Raw genomic sequence first — 23,290 nt, forward strand, 5'->3', positions numbered from 1 at the left:
CTTGGGTTAATTATGTTAAAAACCATAATCGGGGCATTTGCGGCTTAGCTTAATGGGTTGAATAGCAGGTTTGAGTTGGGGCTTAGATTAAATAACAGGAAGGCCAAGTAAGCCAATCGGCCGCAGAGTCACACTCTGTACAAGAAAAAATTATGGATGTTTTTCAGTCTCTCGCTTAACCGACAGAGAGACCATACTGCCTTAAAATTAAGTGTCTGATGGGATTAGACCAAACTAGGGCTGATTCTATTTATCGCATTTTTAATACCTAATTTTTTCACAAAATCAAGCCGAATAAGTTTCAATGCCACAACTGGAGTTGTTAAATATATTGTGTAGTAATGGTCAAAAAACGCCCTACTGGCTCCGCGCTAACCTTACCTTTATAAAAAATCCGCACTTCTTCCTCCTTCCTCCTGCGCAACAACTTAAACATTGTGCTTTAGTGCATCTTCATACTTATCACTCACCAATTGTTGACTTAAGGTTAATAAAGAATGTAGATTTTACATATTGATATGGATATCGTTAATCATAGGTTAACAGATTGCAATCTCAATGATGCACAAAATATATAATAACTATTATCCAACTACATGCGATTTGTAATCACGTGGGACGAGTTGGGACTAAGGGAGAAAGTATGTTTAAACGAAATTTATTGTCCACGGCAGTAAGGTATTCCTTACTACTTGGTGCCACAGCTTTTGCAGGTAATATTTACGCTGCAGAGGCAGCAGAGGAAGTGGCTCCACAAGAGACAAAGCTGCAAACTGAGCAAGAAGATCTATTAGGGGCTGAAGACATACAAGAGCGTGTCGTTGTTACAGGTTCTCGTATTCGTAAAGCTGAGTTCTCACAAGCTTCTCCAATTCAGGTGATTAGCGGTGACGTTTCTCGTGAAATGGGTATGTTTGACGCTAGTTCAATGCTGCAGTCGACTAACCAATCGGCAGGTATCCAGATTGACAACTCATTTGGTGGTTATGTTCTTGATAACGGTCCAGGCGCAAGTACGATTGGTTTCCGTGGTTTAGGTGCCGAACGTACTTTGGTTCTTATTAATGGTCGACGTATGGCACCTGCTGGTGTTGGCGGAGCGCCAACATCTCCAGATTTGAACTTAATACCTGGTATTATGGTTCAACGCATTGAAAACTTATTTGACGGCGCTTCAACTGTCTATGGTTCTGACGCCGTTGCTGGTGTTGCCAACGTTATTCTCAAACAAGATGTTGAAGGTTTCGAAGTTAACGCAGCATATAGTCAACCGAAAGGTGATGGCGGTGAAGAGGTCAATTTATCCGCACTTTGGGGTAAAACCATGGATAATGGTTTTATTACAGTTGGCGCAGAATATATGGATAGAAAAACACAAACACGTGGTGGCTATGACTTCACTACGGGTTGTGAAGAACGTATTTTTGAAGCTGAGGATGGACGCATCATTACTCGTGCTAGTGGTAATGGCCCTGTTGCTCGAGGCGATGTCGATACCTGTGATATTTTCCCGCTAACTAACCGTGTACAATTTGATAACTTTTGGGGGAGTTTATATTCCACTCCAGGTTATACAAACGTAGGCATTCCAGGATTTAGTGAAACGACTGTTCCAAATCAATACGCCGGTTTATTACCAACCTGGGTTGAAGCAGACTCTAATGGTGATGGCATTCCAGATCGTGTCATGGTCGATGGTAATATGGATGGCTTTATGGACGTGGATTTACAAGATCCACGCTATGCATATCAGCAATCTGAGTACTATCGCTCTGGCGACTATATCTCTAGTCAAAAACGCTTATCTGTCATGCTCAATGGTGAATATAATTTCCAAGATGATAGTGATACTACCTTTTATTACGAAGGTCTGTATGCCAAACGTAAGTCACCAATTTTTAATCCCGGAGCACAAATATTCCAGTGGGTAAATGCAACCAATCCGTATAACCCTTGTGGCACCAATGGCATCAATTGTATGGCCGAAGTGGGTGCAGACTGGGGGCCAGTTGATGCTCGACCAATTATAAATATTCGTGGTGATCGTGATCAGACTGATGTTGAAGTTGCACAGTATCGTACAGTTGCAGGTTTTACAGGTAATTTACCGGTATTTGAGAACATAGGTTTAAATAACTGGTATTACGATATCTATGCTTCGTACAGTGCTTCTAAAGGTACTGATGAGCGCCGCGGTATTAATGAAGCGGCGTTAGTCCATTCGTTAGAAACATCAGTATTAAATGCCGATGGTTCTATCACATGTGGTGATGGTACTGATGGTTGTGTGCCTGTTAACTTATTTGCCCCTGATTTATATCAAGCGGGTGGTGGTACATTAAGTCAAGCAGAAGCCGATTATTTGTTCATTGACCGTAATATGGAAACCAAAGTTAACCAGTTTGTCGTGAGCGGTTTCGTAGGTGGTGATCTGTTTAATTTACCTTGGAACGCTGAGCCAGTATCAAGCATTTTAGGTCTTGAATATCGTCGCGACGAGATTGAGTCTAATCCTAATGCAGCAGCAGCAGATGGTTTGCTATGGGGATATTTTGCTGACCAAGGTGCTGATGGTTCACGTATCTTACGTGAAGCGTTTGCTGAGTTTGAATTCCCATTAGTTAAAGGTAAGCCAGGCATTGAAGAGCTATCCCTAACAGCATCAGGTCGTCTTTCTTCTGAAAGTTACTATGATACTGCATCGACTTATAGTTTAAAGGCTGTTTATCGCCCTGTTGAATGGGTGACGCTACGTGGAACACAAGGTACTTCTTATAGAGCGCCTAACTTACGTGAGCGTTTCTTAAACGGTACAACGGGCTTTAATACCGTTAGCGATCCATGTGTAGTGCCAACAGATGCTCGGATTACTGATCCGTTGAATCCAAACGTACCACCAACATATAACCCAGCTGAAGATAATCGTGACGCCTCAGTGCTCGCCGCATGTCAAGCAGCAGGAGTTGATCCAACCTCACTTGGTATGGGTGTAAATGGTGGTGATGACTTTAGCGATAGCTACAGTGCTGAAATTGTGACAGGTGGCTCTACTGAACTTGAGCCAGAAACATCTGTGGCGAAAACTTATGGATTCGTAATTGAACAGCCTTTCTTTGAGGATGTTAATTTTACGGTATCTATGACCCGTTTCGACATCGAAGTCACTAACAGTATTGCTGAACCAAGTGCATCATACAGTATCGATCAATGTTACAGCGCAGATGGTAATGCAGCGTTCTGTAATCGTATCGATCGTGACGCTGGTGGTCAGATTAACTTAGTGGATTCTAGTTTCATTAACATTGGTCTATTGACGTCTAAAGGTTATGACTACAACGTTTACTACAGCCAAGAGTTTGTTTTATTTGACAAAGGACTGGATGTTTCTTTAGATCTACAAGCGACTCAAATGACAGAGTCTCTCTACGATGTATTGGGCACAGTAGACGATAACTTAGGTGAGCCAGATGTGCCAGAATGGCGTGCTTCTGCATTGCTTTCGTTTGATTATAACGATTTTAAACTTAGCTGGCAGACTCGTTATATTGGCGCAGGTTCTGAGGATGATCTTGGTGATTTTGTGAAGGATACAGCCGCTTGTACTGGTATGACTAACTCTTCAGGTGGTCCATTACTATGTCGTCCTCTTGGATTTACCGAAGATTATTATGTACATAGCGTGTCACTTTCTTATGACATGGATAACTACTCATTCTCTTTAGGTGTTCGTAACGTATTTAACGATGCGCCACCTAAAGTTGATGCAGAGGGCTCATTCTCTAACACAAACATTCCGTTAGGTGTGGGTTATGAGAGACCACGTACAATATTCATGAACGTTGGTGCTAAGTTCTAATAGGCTTTTCTATCAGATGTAAAAATGGCCTCGCTATGCGGGGCCATTTTATAGAAGGATTTAACATGAAATTTGCAACTCTTAGTTTTTTTGCACTAGCAGTAATAGGTTTATCTGCTTCGGGAGAGGCCAGAGAAACAACGACTATGCCTTCGTCTGAAAAGGTATCCTTAGACGCCTTTACCATGATGCCACTAATTCGCAGTGTATCTGTATCAGATGATGGAAAAAAACTCGCTATACTTCGTGCTACCAGCAAGGAAGGTGATTACATAATTGAGATTAGAAATCCGCATAATCTAAGTGAAAAGCCGATTGTACTAGGCGCAGATAAAATGATGGTGTCAGGAGTCGTATGGCTAAATAACAATAAATTAGGGGTAATGTTTCGCCAAATTTTGAAAGACGGCGCCAGTAAGTTTTGGACAAATAAATTTGCTATTATTTCGGCTGATGGTAAAGGATCATGGCTTATTCCATTTAAAGATGAGCCTCGTGCGGGATTTTCACTCATCGATCGCCTACCAGATAATGACAACGAAGTACTTGTAGAGACAGATTTAAATCGGAATTATATTCCTGATGTTGTTCGCTTCAATATTAATACTGGTCGCAGCGTAACGGTTATGCGTGGTAGTACTAAAATCTCCGGTGGTTTTATCTCTGATCATGATGGCGATATTCGTGCCGCTCAAGGATGGAATTTTGCAGACAACGCAATAGATCTTTTTGCTCGTGAAAAAAATAGCGAAGAATGGAAGCTCATTAAACAAATTTCACCTAAGAGCCGAGAAAGCTACAGTTTTGCAGGATTCTCTGTAGAAAATCCTAATGAAATTTATGTTAATGCTAATTTGGGTAATGATAAAACTGGTATTTATCTATACAACATCAAAACAGGTACCTATTCAGAGCGTCTATTTGGACTCGAAAATGTCGATGCCGATGGCGTGATTTTTGATAGAAATGGCAAAACATTAGGATTTAGTTATACCAATAAACACCCTGAAAGATACTTTGTTGATGATAAAGAGCAAGCACTTTACGATGCGTTAGCGCCGTTGTTTAAAGATAAATTTGTTTCTATTATCAGCCGTTCAAATGACGATAACGTACTTGTTGTTAGAACAACATCAGCGAAAGACTCGGGTAGTTTTTACGTGATAACAGATAAAAAGTCTTTAGAAAAAATTGGTGAGAGATTGCCATTCTTGCAAGAAGATATACTTTCGAGTGTTAAGTATGTTTCATATACCGCTCGAGATGGCAGAAAGATTAATGCATATGTCACTTTGCCAAAAGGAAAAGCGCCATTTCCAGCTGTCGTATTACCTCATGGCGGACCATGGGTTCGTGACACCATTTTGTTTGATGAATGGGCTCAACTTTTAGCGAGTAATGGTTACGTTGTTATCCAGCCTAACTATCGTGGTTCGACGGGTTATGGGATTGAGCATTGGACCGCAGGCGATGAGAACTGGGGACTGAAAATGCAGGATGATTTAGATGACGCTGCATTATTTTTAGTTGAAAAGGGACTAGCCACAAAAGATAAACTTGCGATGTTTGGTTGGAGCTACGGAGGCTATGCTGCATTTGCCGCCTCTATGCGCGACAACAATATATATCAATGCACAGTTGCAGGCGCTGGCGTTAGTGATTTAAGTCGAATTAATGCGACATTGAATGACAGTCGCTATCTATCAAGATTACAACGTCCAACAATCAAAGGCATATCGCCATTAGAGCAGGTAGAAAAAGTTAACGTCCCTATTCTCGTTATTCATGGCGATATCGATAGTCGTGTACCAGTCGAACATAGTCGAGCGTTCGTTAAAAAGTTAGAAGAATATAAAAAGGACTACAAATATGTAGAACTTAAAGATGCCGACCATTTCAGTGACACATTATTTTATAACCATAAAACAATACTATATACAGAATTGCTAAATTGGTTAGACAACAAATGTGGTTTAAAATAGTCACTTTTTAAAGTTGAAAGCCTAGATATAATCTAGGCTTTTTTATGTTGGCGCCCCATATTTTCCCATCTGGACAGGCTTGAGGACAAAGGCTGCTCCCCGATGAGTGACTAATCCACCATGTCATAGCTAAAATGCTTTCCGTATGTAGACTGAACATGAAACATGCTCAAGCGATTAACTTTCTCCCCATACTGATTTATTTAAATTAATGAATATGACGAGACACCTGGTTGCCATTTATGTAATGGTGTATCAAATCAAGATTTCAGAAGAAACGATTACCCTATTAGTGACTATCTACAGGCGGTACCAAGTAATCAACGAAACTTTTCAAAGCAATTTATAGTGTCATGATACTGATTAACGCAACAAATTCATCACTGCACATAAAGTCATCGACGATAACATAATTACCTCTATCATTTGGGATTTGGGGTAGCCGAAGTTTGTGTTACACCGCAACCGAGACAACAAACTATAACTAAAAATCATTAATGCAGAGTTTATGCTATTGCAAATATGGTTTGTTAAACCTATCTTAGGCCAGAATTTAACTCCGAAGTGAGCCATAAGAAAAACATAAAAAGGACAAGCCAATCGGTCACAGAGTGACACTCCGTGCAAGAAAAAATTATGGATGTTTTTCAGTCTCTCGCTTAACCAACAGAAAGGTTAAATACATCTTAGTCGGTAATGACAACGCCATGCCAAAGGCGACACACATAGCGCTGATAATAATCCCCTGCACGCCCATTGCTTCAACAGTGTCATTAAAGTTATGCAGATAAATACCCAGCGCAATAAGACAAATACCCACACTAATGCAAATTTTCAGCGTTAAAATCAGCTTTTCATTCGTCACTGTTCCACCCTTCCCCTTTGCCGCTATGTCGCTTTGCTACTGGTCCGCTGCAAGTTTAGATACCTGCTCAAGGTTTGCAAAATTCTAGCCGCCATTTGCATCAAGTTTAACTAATATAGTGAACGCATTTCCCCCAGAGAGCCTTGATTAAGATCAACGAAAGTAGCCCAATTTAAGGTGCACCCACCCCATGAGGCATAAGAAAAAAGCGTGCTTTTTGTCATTTACATTGTATTTTTGTTAACTTAAGCACTTAAGAATATGGGAAATTAGCTATACTGCCCTGCAATAAAAAGGATGTTCATCATGGAGTCGTCAAGCATGTCTAATTTCAGTTTACGTAATAAATTACTACTGTTATCGCTATTCCCGTTAATCCTGACCCTGTGCATTCTCATGACAGTTTCTTACTATGTCGAACAAAGCGCCCTTGCAGATGAAGTCACGACCTTTAGAACTAAGCTTATCGGTGAACGTAAAACCCAAATAAAAGAAGCCACCGAAATTGCGGCCGGCATAGTGCAATATCAGTTGTCTTTAAAAGAAAATGGCAATGTGAACCAAGCGCTCCGTGATATCCGTTTTGGCAGTTCTGGTTACTTCTTTATTTACGACTCCCAAGGCAAAAACCTGTTCCATGCCGTCATGCCCAACCTCGAAGGGCAAAATAAAATTGATATGACAGATCCCCGCGGCACAAAAATCATTGTTGGTTTACTCGATGCTGCTAAAAGGGGCGACGGTAACTTCTCCTTCTATTTCCAAAAACCCAATACCAATGAGCAAATTGAAAAAATCGGTTACTCAATGATGATCCCTGGCACTGACTGGATGCTAGGCACGGGCGCTTATATTGATGATATCGATGCTGTCGTTGAGGATTATCGTGCAACTGTCACTGAGCAGATGATCGAAAAATCCTATGCCATTCTGTTAATTGCGCTGTTACTCGCCGCGATTACTGCCGCTGTTATTCTGATCACCGCCCAACGTATGGTCGCGCCAATTAAAAATATGGCAGACAATTTAAACGACATAGCCAAAGGCGAAGGCGATTTAACCAAACGTCTTATTGTGAAAGGTGAAGATGAAATTGCACAACTAGGCCAATCCTTTAACCTGTTTGTCGATAAACTCCAAACCATCATAGGCGATGTGGCAAACGCGACGGCTAAAGTTAAAACCGCAGCCAACGCGATTCACGATCAAACCAAAGTGATGTCGAGCCAACTCATCAACCATAACAATGAAACCGATCAAGTAGTTACTGCTATTACTGAAATGTCAGCTACCGCCAGCGAAGTGGCGCAAAATACCACGCAAGTGGCAGAAGCGACTCACGCTGCCACTGGCGATGTAGCCAATGCTCAGCGCTGCGTCGATGCGTCTTTAGAAGAAATTTCGGCACTCATGGCGCAAATCAATAATGCGGCGGGCAGCATTCAATCCTTGAGCGAACAATCTAAAAAAATCAACAATGTGCTGTCAGTGATTGGCGGTATTGCTGAGCAAACTAACCTATTGGCATTAAATGCCGCCATCGAAGCTGCCCGCGCCGGAGAACAGGGCCGAGGCTTTGCCGTGGTGGCCGATGAAGTGCGTAACTTAGCGAGCCGAACGCAATCAAGCACGCTAGAAATCAATGAAATGCTGTCAGAACTGCACAAGCTTGTGGCGCTAGCGGTGAAAACGATGGAAGAAAGTCAGCAAAGCTGCGTGCGCTCGGTAGACTCTTCCCGTGCAATTTCTGAAAGCCTTGGTTCAGTGACATCGGCGGTCACGGCAATTAACGACATGAGCACCCAAATTGCGACAGCGGCCACGGAACAAAGCTCTGTGACCGAAGAAATTAACCGCAACGTGTTCGCCATCCAAGAGATTGTGAATGAGTTACTCCATTCCAGCGAAGATGCTGCCAGAGTCAGCCAAACCGTATCACAAGAAGGCATTAACTTAGGTAAACTCGTCGGCCAGTTTAAGATTTAAAATATTTTCAATGGGTTGCAAGCTAAATAAGACATAGTAACCCATTGGTTTGCTGAAAATGTAAGATAAAGTCTCTGCCTTGCTGAGGCCGGATGGCAGTGGAATTGAAGGATTGTGGATTAGAAGTTGAAGGCGCTGCTTTTAATTTAAAAAAGTAAAACTTAAATCCCGTTACCTACGTATATAACCCAAATACTAAACTCAGTAGAAGTGACCATGTTTTCAATATTTAAGAAAAATCCCTTAAAAAAGTTAACTCAGCAATACAATGCCAAGCTTGAACAAGCGATGCTTGCACAGAGAAAAGGCGATATTCGATCCTACTCAATGCTGACCGCTGAAGCCGAGCAAATCGAAAATCAAATAAAAGTGTTAGAAAAAGCAACCCAGCAATAGAGGCGCATAGTGAGAACGCGAAGCAAGCAAACTACCAAGAGTCGGCTTGAAAACGTGCCAATCTGGCCTCTGTGATAGTGCATTGCGTCAGTTGCATCAACTCACCTAAAGTGATCGCGGGATTGTCTGTGATAAGCCGAATCAACTTAGCGTCTAAGGGCTCTAGCTTGTCCGTATGTTGCAGCAAGGCTGACTCCAACTTTTTGATAAGATAGCCAAACTGGCCATCTTTAGCGATTAACTGCTGCGCCAGCAATGGCTCACTTTGTAAATGCGCACTGCAGGATTGGATCTTAATCGCCGCGCCAACTATGCACCAATTCCTTGAACGCCTCACACGCTTAAGCTCACAATCATATAGGGTTGCAATCGCTTGAGCTTGTTTAACCGCCTCCCGCCCAATTCGATGAATCAGCGAGGGCAGCGAGATACTAATGTCGTCGTTCATAACGCTTGGTTCATCGCCGCTCTATTATGCCTGCATGGATAAAGGGAAAAGCCTGCTCGACTTTAGATTCAAATACAAAATTCAATGCGCGGCAGTGTACTCTGCCTCACTTTATTCTAAAAGCTCCGCCCTCTGCCGGATAAGATTTGATGCGATGACGCTTTGACTCATTAACCCACATATTTTGAGTGAGTTTCGCACCAAGTTTGTAGCTTATTTTGTAAATCGCGCAGCTTCTTTGGGTAATGGCTCTGCTTGGCATAAACCATATACAACTCATGTGGATAGCATTGCCATTGGGGAACGAGCAAAGTGAGTTTATGCTGAGCGATATCCTCCTCTACCAAATAATAAGGCAGGCTAGCGATACCTGTACCACTCAAAGTAAGCAAATGTGTAGTGGCATAGTTTGAACTACACAGTGCCGGCTCAAAAGTGAGCGTGAGACTGTCCCCCGCGAGCGGTTCAAACACCCACTGAGTTTCGCCCGAAGACAATAGACGATAATGGCGTAAATCATCAGGGTGACGAACTTCTGCGGCTGCGGGATGCGCGGGCGCAACCACTAAAACATGGCGAATTCTGCCAAGATATCTGGCGACCAGATTATCGCTGTGCGCAATGCTTGTTCTTAAGGCGAGATCAAACTTGCCGAACTCAACATCTTGAATATTCTGCTCAAAACACAGTTCGAGTTTCACTTGAGGATACGCAGCAATAAACTGGAGCAGCATAGGACTCAGCAATTTTTTGCCCAGTTCCGTTGGAGCGGTGAATTTTAAAGTGCCGCAGGAGTCCTGCGTTAAATCCTGCACTAAACGTCCAGCTTCATTGGCCAGCCTCTCGATTTCGCAGGCTTTACCAAATAACGCTTGCCCTGCTTCGGTCATTGATACTCGCCGAGTGGTTCGGTGGAGTAATTGACAACCCATTTCATCTTCAAGGGATTTAACATGGCGCGACACTAAGCCTTTAGAAGCGCCGAGTTGTTCAGACGCAGCGCTAAAACTGTGCATTTTGGCAACCAGCATAAATGACTGCAGATGGGTGAGATTCATCAATTAAATCCATTAACGAAACAATGTGGTGATTATATGCGCTTTTTCTATGTAATTAACCAGACTATCCTCAATTCGTATTCAATTTAGGAGCATGTCATGAAAATAGTCGTTGTGGGTGCATCAGGCACAATCGGACAAGCCATAGTCCGCTTATTTCATTCAACTCAGCATGAAGTGATTCAGGTAGGGCGAACAACGGGGGATGTCCTGATAGACATTCGGGATGAACATTCACTTAAACAAGGGCTAGAAAAAATCGGTAAAGTCGATGCAATGATTTCGGCCATGGGTGACGTCGTGTTTAAACCCTTCAACGCTATGACTCAAGCAGACTGGTATACAGGGCTCCAAAGTAAGTTATTGGGGCAGATACAGTTAGTGCAAATAGGTAGCCAATACCTCAACGCTGGGGGGAGTTTTACACTGACCAGTGGCATTATTGCCGATGTCCCAGTAAAAGATGGCATCAGTGCAGCCACAATCAATGGCGCACTTGAGCATTTTGTTACCGCCGTCGCGGGAGAATTACCTGCGCAGCAGCGAATAAACATTGTCAGCCCAACGGTATTAAGCGAGTCGTTAGCGAGCTATCAGGACTATTTCCCCGGTTTTAGTGCAATCAATGCCGACACATTAGCCAAGGTTTATTTGCGCTCAGTCATGGGCAGAGAAAACGGCCGAGTGCTGAAAGCCTTTTCCTGCTGCGGTGCAGTCTTGCCCTAACAGCAGTGTCCTAACTGCAATGCCCTAACAGCTGTGCCCTAACAGGACAACCTAACCTTGTAACGCAAGGCGCGTAATCAGTCACAGTTAAAGTCTTGAGCGTTGCGCTGGGATTGCCTACAATAGCGCACGCTTTTTCACTATAGACAACGACAGATCACGACCATGACCGACACAACATCATTACCTGCTTTACCGGATCGCCTTTCCGTTAACCCACGCAGCCCACACCATGTGGCAGAAATTTTCGAGCACGATATCGGTATTAAGCTCAACGGCAAAGAGCGTTTTGATGTCGAAGAATATTGCATCAGTGAAGGTTGGGTAAAAGTACCAAGCAAATCCTTAGACCGTCGCGGCCAACCACTTTTACTCACAGTAAAAGGCACAGTAGAAGCGTTTTATCGTTAAGCTTTAGCGCAAAGAGCAGGATCATAAAATGAGTAAAGGCTAGCCGTGGGAACCCTAGCTAGCCTTAAATAGCAAACACCATTCCCCTTATATTATTGTTTTCGAACTAGTTTATCCGCAAGATAGTCAGCTAATTCAGCAAGAGGGATGTGAGTCATAACACCATCTTTGCGGCACTTAACTGACACACACTTCTCGGCTTCTTCCTTATCCCCAACCGTTAAGATGTAAGGCACTTTTTGCTTGTGAAAGCGTTTCATTTTGCGGGCAACTGAGTTTTGACTGATATCAACCAACACTCGCATGTCTCGTGCTAAACATAGTGCGGCTAACTGACGGACAAATTGGCTGTTTGACTCATTCACTGAAGCGATAGCAACAGGCACGGGATGCAACCAATCCGGCAGGTTACCCTGTGAGACTTCCAAGAGAATCCCCAGCCAACGCTCGATAGAGCCATACATAGCTTGGTGCATAATCACTGGCCGTTCGAATTCACCTTGCTCGTTTGTGTACTGAACATCGAATCTTTCAGGCAAATTAAAATCAAACTGGATAGTGCCACACTGCCAGCGTCTTCCCATAGAATCTGTCAGTGACAGTTCAATTTTGGGGCCATAGAAAGCCCCTTCACCAGCTTGATACTCAGCATCAAAGCCCTCACTATGGCAGGCTGAATCCAATAGCTTTTGTGCTCGGCACCATTGCTCATCGCTGCCTAATGCCTTCTCAGGTTTAGTCGATATTTTTACGTCTAAATTATGGTAGCCGTAATCACCATAAACCTGCTTTGCACGTTGGAGAAAACCACGTATCTCCTCCTCTGCCTGAGACCAACAGCAAAAAACATGGGCATCATCCTGAGTGAACTGGCGTGCGCGCAGGCAACCATTTAACGAGCCAGAGGATTCATTACGGTGCACCAAGCCAAACTCAAATAGTCGCAGAGGCAAATCTCTATGGCTATGTACTCCGCGCTTAAACAGCAAAATATGGGCAGGACAAGACATGGGTTTTAACACATATTCATCGATGTTTTCCTTTCCGCCACCGAAAAACATGTTGTCTACAAACATGTCCATATGCCCAGATGTTTGCCATAACTCCTTCTTCATAAAAACAGGCGTGTTCACTTCCTCAAAACCATTTCGGCGATACACGCGCCTCATGTGCTCTTGAATATCTCGGAATAACGCCCAGCCATTCGGGTGCCAAAAAATCATACCCGGCGCCTGTGGTTCAGAGTGAAATAGGTCAAGTTGTTCTGCAATTTCGCGATGTGTTTTCATCATTCTCTCCTGAGTAAAATCTGAGTAAAACCTGAGCGAAATACAAAACAAAGGTACAAAAAAACCCTCTGGCGATTTCGCTCAGAGGGTTTTTTTAAAGACGCAAAAAACTACCCCCCGAGAATTCTCGTGGTGGTAGTGGTGGTGTTAATTGCGCTTACGTATATTTTTTTCATGCGCCAGTAATAACAAATCATCCCTATCGCAGCAAGCATTTTGTTTATAAAAAAATAAATGACAGACAAAATAAAGACAAAATAAAGACAAAATAAATGGCCATCCATAATGAATTATTGGACCGTCGCGGCCAACCTCTTTTGCTCACAGTAAAAGGCACAGTTGAAGCCTTTTATCGTTAAGCTTTAGCGCAAAGAGCGGGATCATAACAACGGCCAATTAATATTGGCCGTTTTTGTTTGCCTATTCTACTTCTGCGGCTAAACCATAGGCCTGGTAAATCTGTTTTACACGGCCCGATGCAGCCATATCAAGCAGCGCCCGATTAAGTTCATCGAAAATAGCAGCATGGGTAGAGTTACGGGACATACCAAAATAATGTTCGATCCGATTCGACTGACGGTAATCGGCATAGCTAAAACGATCGTAACCGAGCTGCTTGAAGGCATTCTCAATGGCGGCACGATCGAGCACCACCATAGTGTCAAAACGCCCCATGATAAACATGCGAGCCATGTTTTCATCATCGGTAGACTCAATTTTACGTAGCGCGGGATCTGTATTAAAACGCTCAAAATAAACTGTGCCCCGTTTAACCCCTACAGTAACCTGATACAAATCCTCATAGGACTTAATCCGTCCTTCCTCGCCGGCTTTTACGAGAAACAAAATATCACGAGTTTGCGTGGCGATAGGACCAAGAAACCGTACAAATGCCTCTCGTTCATCGTCTCGTATGGTGCGCGGCACAATATCGACCGTTCCGACCCGCAACTCATGAATGCTGCGTGCAAAAGGACGCGCGCTCCATTCGACGCGATAACCGACCTTAGCCGCCGCTTCCTCAAGAATATCCTTTAATGGACTCGTCATAGTATTAGTCTGCTCATCAAGCACCATCTCAGGAGGACGATGCCGAAAATCGGCACGCAGCACTTTAGAAAAAGGAGCCGATTGCAGCTCAGCGGCGACAATGATGTCCGCGAAAAAACCACAACCAAGCACACACAAAATTGCGTAAACAGAAGGCAACGAAACAAGGATACTTTTAAAATACATAGAGATGCCCGCGAATTTATATGTTGCATTTAGCATAACTCAAAAAATCGAAAACTAAAGTGCATAAAACATAGGCCCAGCCTGTAATTGTGATAAAGCGCATTGATTAAACTGCACAGAGCGGGTTAAAGTGTGACCACAAAGTAAAAAGTGTGACCACTTAAGGAAAATGCAGGGCAAACTCGAACTCAATCATCGAGCACGCCATTTAGGGAAGAAGAAGCAAATCAGCAATGTGCGCCCAAACTCTAAGCAGACAAGTCTGCCACCACTTTCCAAAATAATAAGTACATTTTATTAGCGGGTTATGTCATCGGGTTAACTATTGACTCGCATTACTTCAGGGACGTAAATGACCGATTTCAGCAGCATTCTTTTATCCTACGGGATACTTCTGTCTGGCCTTCTTGTCACAGTGGGTGTGATGTATGTATTGCTCAAACATCGCGATGCAACCGTCAAGCTGCCCGTTGATCGTGAGCAACTGACCCGTATCCCCGCCTATGGCTTACAAGAGCAAATCCATGATCTGCAATTAGATTTAATCGGCTGCATGATGATGGGACTATTGATTGTTTGCCTTCCATTTGCCGCCAGCAGCATCCAAGCGGATATCACAGTCGGAAAATTCCCTTGGTTGTTCGCCTTAACAGGTTTAATAGGAGTAATTTACTTCGGTATTAAAACCTGGAAACTCTTTTCAAAGCTCACCAAATTACGCCTAGGTCATACAGCAGAAATTGCCACAGCCAATGAGCTTATCGGCTTACAAGCATTGGGTTATCAAGTGTTTCACGATGTCCAAGCCGACGGCTTTAACATCGACCACCTCGTAATCGGCAAAAATGGCGTATTCGCAATTGAAACCAAAGGCCGCCATAAGCGCAATAAAGACCTACGCCAAACCAATGGCAATGGCGGAGGCTCTAGCAAAAAAGGCTATGAAGTATTTTACAAAGACGGGCGCTTAAATTTCCCCTCGTGGACAGAAACCAAACCCATAGAACAAGCCGAGCGTCAGGCCAAGTGGGTCAGCCAATGGTTAACCAAGGCAACAGGGGCACCAGTATCATCAACCCCAGTCCTAGTATTCCCCGGCTGGTATGTCACCAGTCAGTCAAAACCGCCGCTGCCGATCCTCAACCACAAACAATTAGTCGGCACGATCCCAAAACTGAAAACCCAAGATCTTACCCAACAACAAGTCGACTCCATCATCTACCAAGTCGCCCAAAGATGCCTAAGTAAAAGCGAGGCGGGAAAATGAGAAAGCCAAAAGGTCATTTTTCATCAACCCTAAACTATGTGTTAAATATTTCCCGAAATCCTACAGGAGGCACTAATGCAAATCGATGGACACCACACTTTAACTTATATAGTTGCTCGCTACGCAGGTATTGCTCATGATCTAGCTGAGAAAGTCGCTTATTCTGCGCAATATGTTGATGAGGCAACAAATGATGAACCAATCCACTTTGATAATGGTGCAATGTATGATCGCATAGTATCCGCCCACAAAATGCTGGATTATAGAAACACTCAAGAACTTGCAAATCACCTAGTTTGGATACCATTCCATTTTCTACCTGGCAACCAAGGGAATCCTTCAGATGTGACACCTGAGGGCCGGTTTATATATCGATTAATCTGCAAACCCGATAGCCCTGTAGCAAGAGATATGCTGAGAATGGTAGCGACACATTGGAACAAGCCATATGCAGCACAACTGATGGGAGTAGCAATGCACGTTTATGCGGACACTTTTGCCCACCAAGGTTTTGCAGGAGTTATCCACGACTATAACAAAGTGAATAACCTAAAATCTCCTATTAGTTCGTTATTACAACGAATCAAAGATGATTTGTTAAGTGATGGAATTTCAGCCTCTTCTCCTCTTGGACATGGTGCAGCACTATCTTTTCCAGATCGACCTTATGCTTCTTGGACATACTCAAATGGCGATGGGGAAACGGTAGAAAGAGACAATACTAAAATATTCCTACAAGCTGCTAACGCGATGTGTAAAGCACTACAGTGTTGGAAAAGTAACGACCTAAATATGAATATCGAAAACCAACCAGGATTGTCACTTGAACAGCTTGAAAATATAGAAAAAGCCCTTTCAGCAATTGACAATGAAGATGGCGAGATTCGCCATCAAGAATGGATTAAATGTTTACGAGAAGGAAAGTTTGGATTTGCACCAGTTGACTTACCTTTTGATAAAAACGGGAAGAATAGCTGGAAAGAACTGGCAAGGGGACCAGGTTTCATGCAGGGTGATAAATTGGTATATCAATACTCTGAATCATTCCTTAATTCAGATTGGAAGCTCTTTCACGACGCCCTAAAAACATATCGCTTAGAAGTCATCAGAGATGTGCTACCAAAATATGGCATCTGTATCGCTTAGTGCAAAATCTCACAGAAAATCAGAAGGTTTAAAATATGGATACATGGTTTGATATTTTAAAAGTTTCAAAATTACGAATTGATATATTAGTTTCACTTGCTGTAATTTGCTTAGCTGGCTGTACCTCGAACGAATCAATTACCATGATCAGCGAATATGCCAAGCAATCAACTCAGGTTCAAGAAGCTCTGATGGGTGTATATGAATCTGCCGATGAAGCGCGAATAAATGCTGAGCTGGCAAAAGCTACAAGGGATGGAATAACAGAAACAGGGTTAAACATCTCTACAATTGAAAATACAGGTCAAGAAGCTCTACTTCAAAATTTACAGATTTTTTCTCAGAGTATTTACCTGCTAGCGACGGAAGATCGAAATGAGGAGTTGGACAAATACTCGGAAAAATTAAACTCATCGTTGATTTCTTTATCAAAAATACCTCAATCCAATAATATTGATTCCAAAGATATTGAATTACTATCAACAAGTGCGAATGCTCTCGCTCGAGCTTACACAGAGAAAATACGGTATGACTTACTCAAGAAAGTTATAATTGATTCAGAAACTATTATTCAAATTTCATTCAAATCATTAAGGGATGAGTTAGGGTCTTGGAAAGAAGCAACTAAAGTTTCATTGGAAAAAGAGTTAAGGATCCGCTTGTATCTACTAAATAATCCTAACCGTTGTGATGAAAGTGAAGATAAGCGATGTGTTACCTTCTATCATTCTTTAGAAGAAAGGATAAATGCCTACAAAAAAGCCTATGAAATCAAAGCTAAATTAAATGGCCTAAATGCAAAATTTTTAAAGCTCGAATCTGCATTGAATGCTATTCAAACTTTAAACCAATCCATAGTCATATCTTTAAAAAGCGATGACGATCTAACTAAAGATGCGTTCAAGAAAGCTCTCAAATCAACTAAGACCCAGATCGATGATATCAAAGAATTTCGCGATAGAATTAAGGATTAATAAATGGACAACAACCACGATACCGCATACTTAGAGTTGAAAAGCATGTACGAGGAGCTTCAAAGCTATCTCAGTTCAGTTATAGTCGATCCAGAGGAAGAAGTGCTATTATTGAAATGTGAACAACTGGGGGATAAAATCTATGCCTATCATGCTGCAATAATTAAACAAAACTCACACCTTCATGCTATTGGTCAAGAAAGTATCAAAAAACTTATTAATCAAGCAAAAGATGCAAGAGAATCTTTAAAAAATGCTGAAAATAAAGTCAAATGTTTTGCTCAAGTTGCTAATGCAATTGACAAAATATTTGAATTATTGGGTAAGTTTTTATAAGCTATTTTACTGTCACTCAATTATTTGAGTTTAAAGTAAAAGTCAATATAGAATAGCTTATCACGCAACAGTTGCACCAGACACAGCATTTTTGCAGCAGTGTCCTACTAAAACATGGATGTTTTAGTAGAGCCTACAAGGATAGGCTTCATAGCATGTCACAGGTGTAACATTGTAAAATATCTGCAAAATATACTGTAGTTATATGTGGTAAAAACCTGATTTTACCACATATATTTATACATAAATTTCATAAAACTTTTAAAGAAATTTATATTTAACTCAATACTTATACTCTCTTGCAAATATATACAACAATCACCTTAACAAAACCAATCTAAAAATCACTCCACATAAGTCTTGAAAATTATTTAACCTACAGAAGATCAAACAATAGAAAAAGCCATAAAATTTTGAAATTTTATGAAGGATTAGAACGATAATCAAAACTCCACAATATCTTTTCATCAGGATTAATAAGCATATCCAACTCTGTCAATCTTTCACTTACACGCTTTAAAATACGATATGTCCTGAAGTCTCTACCTACTATCGCTGCGACCATCACAAAAATTACCATGATAAATAGACCTGTAGTGGACTCTGCCCCTCCACCTATAACAAAGTAAGGAAAACCAATCAACATGCCTGCTATCATTAAAAAAATTGCTGCAATGAACGAATAAGTGAATAGCAATTTATCTATCCAGTTAACATCAACCAAAATCTTCGTATTTTCAGGTTTAAGGAAAGGCGATACTCTTTTAAGTTCAAAATTACTTGCAACTCCCAGAATATAAATATCCATTAAAACTTTGGCTTTCTCTGGAGCCACTCTAATACCTGATGCTAATCTAAAAACTTCATATTCTCTTAATGAGTTTAAATACTTACTAATCGTAGAATCAACTTCAACATGCTCCTTTAGAGAATTTAGTCTTTTAAAATATCTTTTAATGAGCACATCTTCATAAAAATCAATTAGACCTCTCACTATCTTGATTGCGACACCTATCAGTGCAGCAGTTAAGAAAATACCAAAAGTAATTGCATTTTCTTTCGCGATCTCAGGGATTACAATATCCATATATCCTCTAAACATTTAATATTGACACTTGATAAATACCATAAATCCAATCACAAAAACAGATACATTACATTTATCATTCAACTGATAAAAACTGGACAGGCATAACTCTTCACTCAATGGTTACACCAAATACAGCATTGTTGCACCAGTGACCTTCTAAAACATGGATGTTTCAGTATAGCCTTCAGAGCGATTTTATTTAAACATAAGCACGGCGTGTCACTGGTGTAACTTATATAAAAGAATGCAAAAGCCTGCGGCAGGCAATTGGGAAGTACAGTTGCCAGAAGCTACAAAATAGGCCATTCGCACGACTAAACTCGTCAGAGATAATACACATAAAACATAAATGCGGACTTTTACTTGCTTTAAAATTGAGCAAAAATAATCTTCGTCTAATAATAATATATTTAGAATATCCGACATATTTGTCGATCTATTGAGATCTGGCGAATTAAAACTCAAACCCACCCAATAAGCCATTTTCTTTGTTTTAAATCAAATAGCTACATTTAAACTGACGATAGAATCCCGTACCGTTTATTATGGAGTCTTTTGTTTTGTATCGAATTAGGATCTTAGTTGTTGGGATTGCTCTCGCACTTGCTGTTTCAGGATGTACTACCAGTCGCAACTTTTATACTGGCGAGGAGGACCTTGCTTACAACGAAGAATTCAGTATCTTCAATACGATTATGCTCCCGGTAGTTGTATTAGGAGTAGTTGCAATCGCTTATGATGCATCGCAAGGTGGTTCAAACTACTCTGTCGCTTCTCAAAGCAGGTCAAATTACTCGGACGTTTCATGCAAGGGGTATTATTGCGACTATGATACTGCGTGGGATTTTCTCCCTGGCAGTGGAGAGTATCGCTGCAGAGACACAAGGAATGGGCAATTCGTTCAAAGCAATTTTTGTTCTAACCAAGCACAACAAGACAATTGGTATTAATTCGCTTCTTCTAAATAGCTCAGTAAGCGAAAAACAGGGCAGATATAACTCTTCACTCAATGGTTACACCAAATACAGCATTGTTGCACCAGTGACCTTCTAAAACATGGATGTTTTAGTAGAGCTTACAGGGATGTATTTACAGCGAGTCACTGGTGTAACAGTGCGAGAGCCTGCGGCAAGCAATTAGCAGCACAGTGCTATCAGCAACTTAAAAGTTAATTAGCACCTTATGACAATTCGCAACAAGATTTTAGGTAATAAAAAAGCGACCGAAAGGTCGCTTTTTAACGTTCATAATTGCGTCGTAGCCGAAGCTAACTCTTAGCAAGGGCTTGCTGTCGCAAGCCCAAACCAGCAATTACTCGTAGTCTGATAATGGTGCACACGAACACATTAGGTTACGGTCGCCGTAAACGTCATCAATACGATTCACAGTTGGCCAGAACTTGTTAGTACGTACTGCTGCACTTGGGAACACGGCCACTTCGCGGCTGTATGGACGCGTATCAAACTCTGGGTCCATGATATCAGCCATAGTGTGCGGTGCGTTGTGCAGCGGGTTGTTGTCCACTGGCCATTCACCTGATTCCACTTTGGCGATTTCAGCGCGGATTGACACCATAGCGTCGATGAAACGATCGAGTTCCACCTTAGACTCAGATTCCGTCGGCTCAATCATCAGGGTTCCCGCAACAGGGAAGCTCATGGTTGGTGCGTGGAAACCGTAGTCATTCAAACGCTTAGCGATATCCATTTCGGTCACGCCAGAGGCTTCTTTCAGTGGGCGTAGGTCGATAATACATTCGTGCGCCACGCGATCGTTACGGCCACGGAACAATACTGGGTAGTGTTCAGACAGCTTCTTCATCACGTAGTTAGCGTTTAACAGTGCAGTTTGGGTCGACTTTTTCAGGCCTTGAGAACCTAACAGCTTAATGTACATCCAGCTGATGGGCAGAATACCAGCGCTACCGTAAGGTGCAGCAGATACTGCACCGTTGTGATCACTTTCACGGCCCGGTTTAACCACAACGTGACCAGCAACAAATGGAGCTAAGTGCGATTTCACGCCGATTGGGCCCATACCTGGGCCACCGCCGCCGTGTGGAATAGCGAAGGTTTTATGCAAGTTAAGGTGTGATACGTCGGCACCAATAAAGCCAGGAGACGTTAAGCCAACCTGCGCGTTCATGTTGGCGCCGTCTAAGTACACTTGACCGCCGTGCTGATGCACTATGTCGCAGATTTCGCGGATAGATTCTTCATACACACCGTGGGTCGATGGGTAAGTGATCATGATGCAAGACAGGTTTTCAGCCACTTCGGCGGCTTTGGTCTTTAGATCTTCTAAATCGACGTTACCTTGCTTGTCACACGCCGTCACCACCACTTGCATACCGGCTAATTGCGCCGATGCAGGGTTAGTACCGTGGGCAGATTGCGGGATCAAACAGATGTTTCTGTGCGCATCGCCACGTGACTCATGGTATTTCTTGATGGCTAACAAGCCTGCGTATTCACCTTGAGCGCCTGAGTTAGGTTGGATACACACGGCGTCGTAGCCTGTGATGTTCACTAACCAAGTCGACAACTCTTCAATCAACTGGGTGTAGCCTTTAGCTTGGTCCAGTGGGCTGAATGGGTGCATGTTGGCAAATTCTGGCCAGCTCACAGGGAGCATTTCAACCGCTGCGTTTAACTTCATGGTGCATGAGCCCAGTGAAATCATCGAGTAGTTAAGTGCTAAGTCTTTGCTTTCGAGACGTTTGATATAACGCATCATCTCGGTTTCGCTTTGATAGCGATTGAACGTCGGGTGGCTTAAAATCGCATCTTGGCGCACGAGTGCAGCAGGAATCGATTGGCTACCTTGGCTCACGATTTGCGCGTCTAACGCGGCAACATCTAAACCATGGCCAGCACCTAAGATCACATCAAACAAGGCGTCGATATCTGTGCGCAATGTGGTTTCATCTAAACTCACGCCCACAGTGCCGTCGGTATCGAAACGTAGGTTCATTTCAGCAGCCAGTGCGCGTGCATTAACGGCAGCAACATCTAAGCCTTTGATGCTGATGGTATCAAACCAAGTGCTGTTGACTAAGCTCACGCCCTTCGCTTGTAAACCTGCCGCTAAAATATCGGCAAAACGGTTAATGCGTGACGCGATGGTTTTCAGGCCATCTGGGCCGTGGAATACGGCGTAGAAAGACGCCATGTTCGCTAATAAAATTTGTGCAGTACAAATGTTTGAGTTGGCTTTTTCGCGGCGGATATGTTGTTCGCGAGTTTGCATCGCCATACGCAGTGCGCGGTTACCACGGGCGTCTTTTGACACGCCAATGATACGGCCAGGCATAGAACGTTTGTGTTCGTCACGGGCAACGAAGAAAGCCGCGTGTGGACCACCAAAGCCCATTGGCACGCCAAAACGCTGTGCACTACCAAATACCACATCGGCGCCCATAGAGCCCGGTGATTTCAGTAATACCAAAGACATAATGTCGGCGGCGACAGTCACAATCACATTCTTCGCACGCAGAGTTGCGAATAATTCGGTGAAGTCAGTGATTTGACCGAAACGGTTAGTATATTGGAACAAAGCACCAAACAGCTCGTAGTTAACGGCTTCGCTTGCAGGGCCAACCACCACTTCAAAACCAAAACACTCAGCGCGAGTTTTTACTACGTCTAAGGTTTGCGGGAACACATCATCGGCAACGAAGAAGATATTGGCTTTTTTCGCTTTAGAAACACGCTTTGCCAGCGCCATCGCTTCGGCAGCAGCGGTTGCTTCATCTAGTAAAGAAGCAGAAGCCAAATCTAAACCCGTTAAGTCCATCGACACTTGTTGGAAGTTTAGAATGGCTTCTAAACGGCCTTGGGCGATTTCTGGCTGATATGGCGTGTAAGCCGTGTACCAACCTGGGTTTTCAAATACGTTACGCAGGATCACGTTTGGCACTTGAGTGCCGTAGTAACCCATACCTATGTAGCTCTTAAATACTTGGTTTTGGTCCGCTAAACCACGAATGTAGGCAATGCCTTCGGCTTCGCCGCAGGAATCACCAATGCTCAGGTCTTGGCTTAAACGGATCGACTCAGGCACGATTTGCGCGGTCAGATCTTCCAGTGACTCAGCACCAACAAAATTCAGCATCGCTTGCTGTTGGTTACTATCTGGGCCGATATGACGACGTAAGAATAAATCGTGCTGTTCTAACTGAGTAAGGGTTTGCTTGGTCATGATAAACCTTGTTCCAGATTTGCC

Annotated in this window: 18 protein-coding genes and 1 pseudogene; 12 read left to right on the top strand and 7 right to left on the bottom strand. The window is 42.7% G+C overall.

Translation table 11 applies throughout. From position 1 onward, the window contains the following. Positions 1-643 precede the first annotated feature (643 nt). A complete protein-coding gene (locus tag Q4Q46_RS10645) occupies positions 644-3,856 on the top strand; it encodes a TonB-dependent receptor domain-containing protein (RefSeq protein ID WP_311905928.1) in 3,213 nt (1,070 codons plus the stop codon). Between the two features lie 65 nt (positions 3,857-3,921). Then, the gene (locus Q4Q46_RS10650; RefSeq protein ID WP_261273489.1) at positions 3,922-5,838 is read left to right on the top strand and encodes an alpha/beta hydrolase family protein; all 1,917 of its coding nucleotides are present in this window, start codon (positions 3,922-3,924) and stop codon (positions 5,836-5,838) included. A gap of 634 nt (positions 5,839-6,472) precedes the next feature. On the opposite strand, the gene Q4Q46_RS10655 is transcribed toward Q4Q46_RS10650, so the two are convergent. Continuing rightward, positions 6,473-6,703, bottom strand: a complete 231-nt coding sequence (locus Q4Q46_RS10655; protein ID WP_006084123.1) for a hypothetical protein — start codon at positions 6,701-6,703, stop codon at positions 6,473-6,475. Positions 6,704-7,024: 321 nt separating this feature from the next. Between Q4Q46_RS10655 and Q4Q46_RS10660 the strand changes: the two genes are divergently transcribed. After that, positions 7,025-8,689: a methyl-accepting chemotaxis protein gene (locus Q4Q46_RS10660; protein WP_311890192.1), complete on the top strand. Its 1,665-nt coding sequence runs from the start codon at positions 7,025-7,027 to the stop codon at positions 8,687-8,689. 216 nt (positions 8,690-8,905) lie between these two features. Further along, complete coding sequence (locus tag Q4Q46_RS10665; protein ID WP_311890191.1) at positions 8,906-9,085, top strand: DUF6435 family protein; 180 nt, start codon at positions 8,906-8,908, stop codon at positions 9,083-9,085. Positions 9,086-9,116: 31 nt separating this feature from the next. Here the strand turns inward: Q4Q46_RS10665 and Q4Q46_RS10670 are convergent, their stop codons facing one another. Both Q4Q46_RS10670 and Q4Q46_RS10675 read right to left on the bottom strand, forming a co-directional pair. After that, entirely contained in the window at positions 9,117-9,533 is a 417-nt protein-coding gene (locus Q4Q46_RS10670; protein ID WP_006084126.1) for a ribosome recycling factor family protein, read from the bottom strand. A 170-nt stretch (positions 9,534-9,703) separates the two neighbouring features. Beyond that, positions 9,704-10,591, bottom strand: coding sequence for a LysR family transcriptional regulator (locus Q4Q46_RS10675; protein WP_311890190.1), 888 nt, complete (start codon positions 10,589-10,591; stop codon positions 9,704-9,706). A gap of 99 nt (positions 10,592-10,690) precedes the next feature. Here Q4Q46_RS10675 and Q4Q46_RS10680 point away from each other — a divergent pair, with 99 nt between their 5' ends. Both Q4Q46_RS10680 and Q4Q46_RS10685 read left to right on the top strand, forming a co-directional pair. After that, a complete protein-coding gene (locus Q4Q46_RS10680) occupies positions 10,691-11,317 on the top strand; it encodes a short chain dehydrogenase (protein WP_311890189.1) in 627 nt (208 codons plus the stop codon). 165 nt (positions 11,318-11,482) lie between these two features. Beyond that, positions 11,483-11,728 carry a DUF3297 family protein gene (locus tag Q4Q46_RS10685; RefSeq protein ID WP_006080205.1) on the top strand — a complete coding sequence of 82 codons (246 nt, stop codon included), beginning with the start codon at positions 11,483-11,485 and terminating at the stop codon, positions 11,726-11,728. A gap of 92 nt (positions 11,729-11,820) precedes the next feature. On the opposite strand, the gene thrS is transcribed toward Q4Q46_RS10685, so the two are convergent. After that, positions 11,821-13,068, bottom strand: coding sequence for a threonine--tRNA ligase (gene thrS / locus Q4Q46_RS10690; protein ID WP_311890188.1), 1,248 nt, complete (start codon positions 13,066-13,068; stop codon positions 11,821-11,823). 239 nt (positions 13,069-13,307) lie between these two features. Here thrS and Q4Q46_RS10695 point away from each other — a divergent pair. Continuing rightward, a pseudogene (locus Q4Q46_RS10695) lies at positions 13,308-13,376 on the top strand (DUF3297 family protein); the annotation flags it as partial. Between the two features lie 61 nt (positions 13,377-13,437). Here Q4Q46_RS10695 and Q4Q46_RS10700 read toward each other — a convergent pair. Continuing rightward, positions 13,438-14,253: a substrate-binding periplasmic protein gene (locus Q4Q46_RS10700; RefSeq protein WP_311890187.1), complete on the bottom strand. Its 816-nt coding sequence runs from the start codon at positions 14,251-14,253 to the stop codon at positions 13,438-13,440. Positions 14,254-14,605: 352 nt separating this feature from the next. On the opposite strand from Q4Q46_RS10700, the gene Q4Q46_RS10705 reads away from it, so the two are divergent. The 4 genes from Q4Q46_RS10705 to Q4Q46_RS10720 all read left to right on the top strand — a co-directional run bounded on the left by Q4Q46_RS10705 (position 14,606) and on the right by Q4Q46_RS10720 (position 17,976). Further along, positions 14,606-15,520, top strand: coding sequence for a nuclease-related domain-containing protein (locus Q4Q46_RS10705; RefSeq protein ID WP_311890186.1), 915 nt, complete (start codon positions 14,606-14,608; stop codon positions 15,518-15,520). 75 nt (positions 15,521-15,595) lie between these two features. Beyond that, a complete protein-coding gene (locus Q4Q46_RS10710) occupies positions 15,596-16,666 on the top strand; it encodes a DUF6765 family protein (protein ID WP_311890185.1) in 1,071 nt (356 codons plus the stop codon). Positions 16,667-16,701: 35 nt separating this feature from the next. Continuing rightward, positions 16,702-17,640: a hypothetical protein gene (locus Q4Q46_RS10715; protein WP_311890184.1), complete on the top strand. Its 939-nt coding sequence runs from the start codon at positions 16,702-16,704 to the stop codon at positions 17,638-17,640. A gap of 3 nt (positions 17,641-17,643) precedes the next feature. After that, positions 17,644-17,976 carry a hypothetical protein gene (locus Q4Q46_RS10720; RefSeq protein ID WP_311890183.1) on the top strand — a complete coding sequence of 111 codons (333 nt, stop codon included), beginning with the start codon at positions 17,644-17,646 and terminating at the stop codon, positions 17,974-17,976. Positions 17,977-18,397: 421 nt separating this feature from the next. Here the strand turns inward: Q4Q46_RS10720 and Q4Q46_RS10725 are convergent, their stop codons facing one another. Continuing rightward, positions 18,398-19,063, bottom strand: coding sequence for a hypothetical protein (locus Q4Q46_RS10725; RefSeq protein ID WP_311890182.1), 666 nt, complete (start codon positions 19,061-19,063; stop codon positions 18,398-18,400). Between the two features lie 738 nt (positions 19,064-19,801). Between Q4Q46_RS10725 and Q4Q46_RS10730 the strand changes: the two genes are divergently transcribed. Beyond that, the gene (locus tag Q4Q46_RS10730; RefSeq protein ID WP_311890181.1) at positions 19,802-20,119 is read left to right on the top strand and encodes a hypothetical protein; all 318 of its coding nucleotides are present in this window, start codon (positions 19,802-19,804) and stop codon (positions 20,117-20,119) included. Between the two features lie 258 nt (positions 20,120-20,377). Here the strand turns inward: Q4Q46_RS10730 and gcvP are convergent, their stop codons facing one another. Further along, positions 20,378-23,266 carry an aminomethyl-transferring glycine dehydrogenase gene (gene gcvP, locus Q4Q46_RS10735; RefSeq protein WP_311890180.1) on the bottom strand — a complete coding sequence of 963 codons (2,889 nt, stop codon included), beginning with the start codon at positions 23,264-23,266 and terminating at the stop codon, positions 20,378-20,380. Between the last annotated feature and the right edge of the window lie 24 nt (positions 23,267-23,290).

It is taken from the genome of Shewanella vaxholmensis (assembly GCF_031932135.1).
Classification (GTDB): domain Bacteria; phylum Pseudomonadota; class Gammaproteobacteria; order Enterobacterales; family Shewanellaceae; genus Shewanella; species Shewanella hafniensis.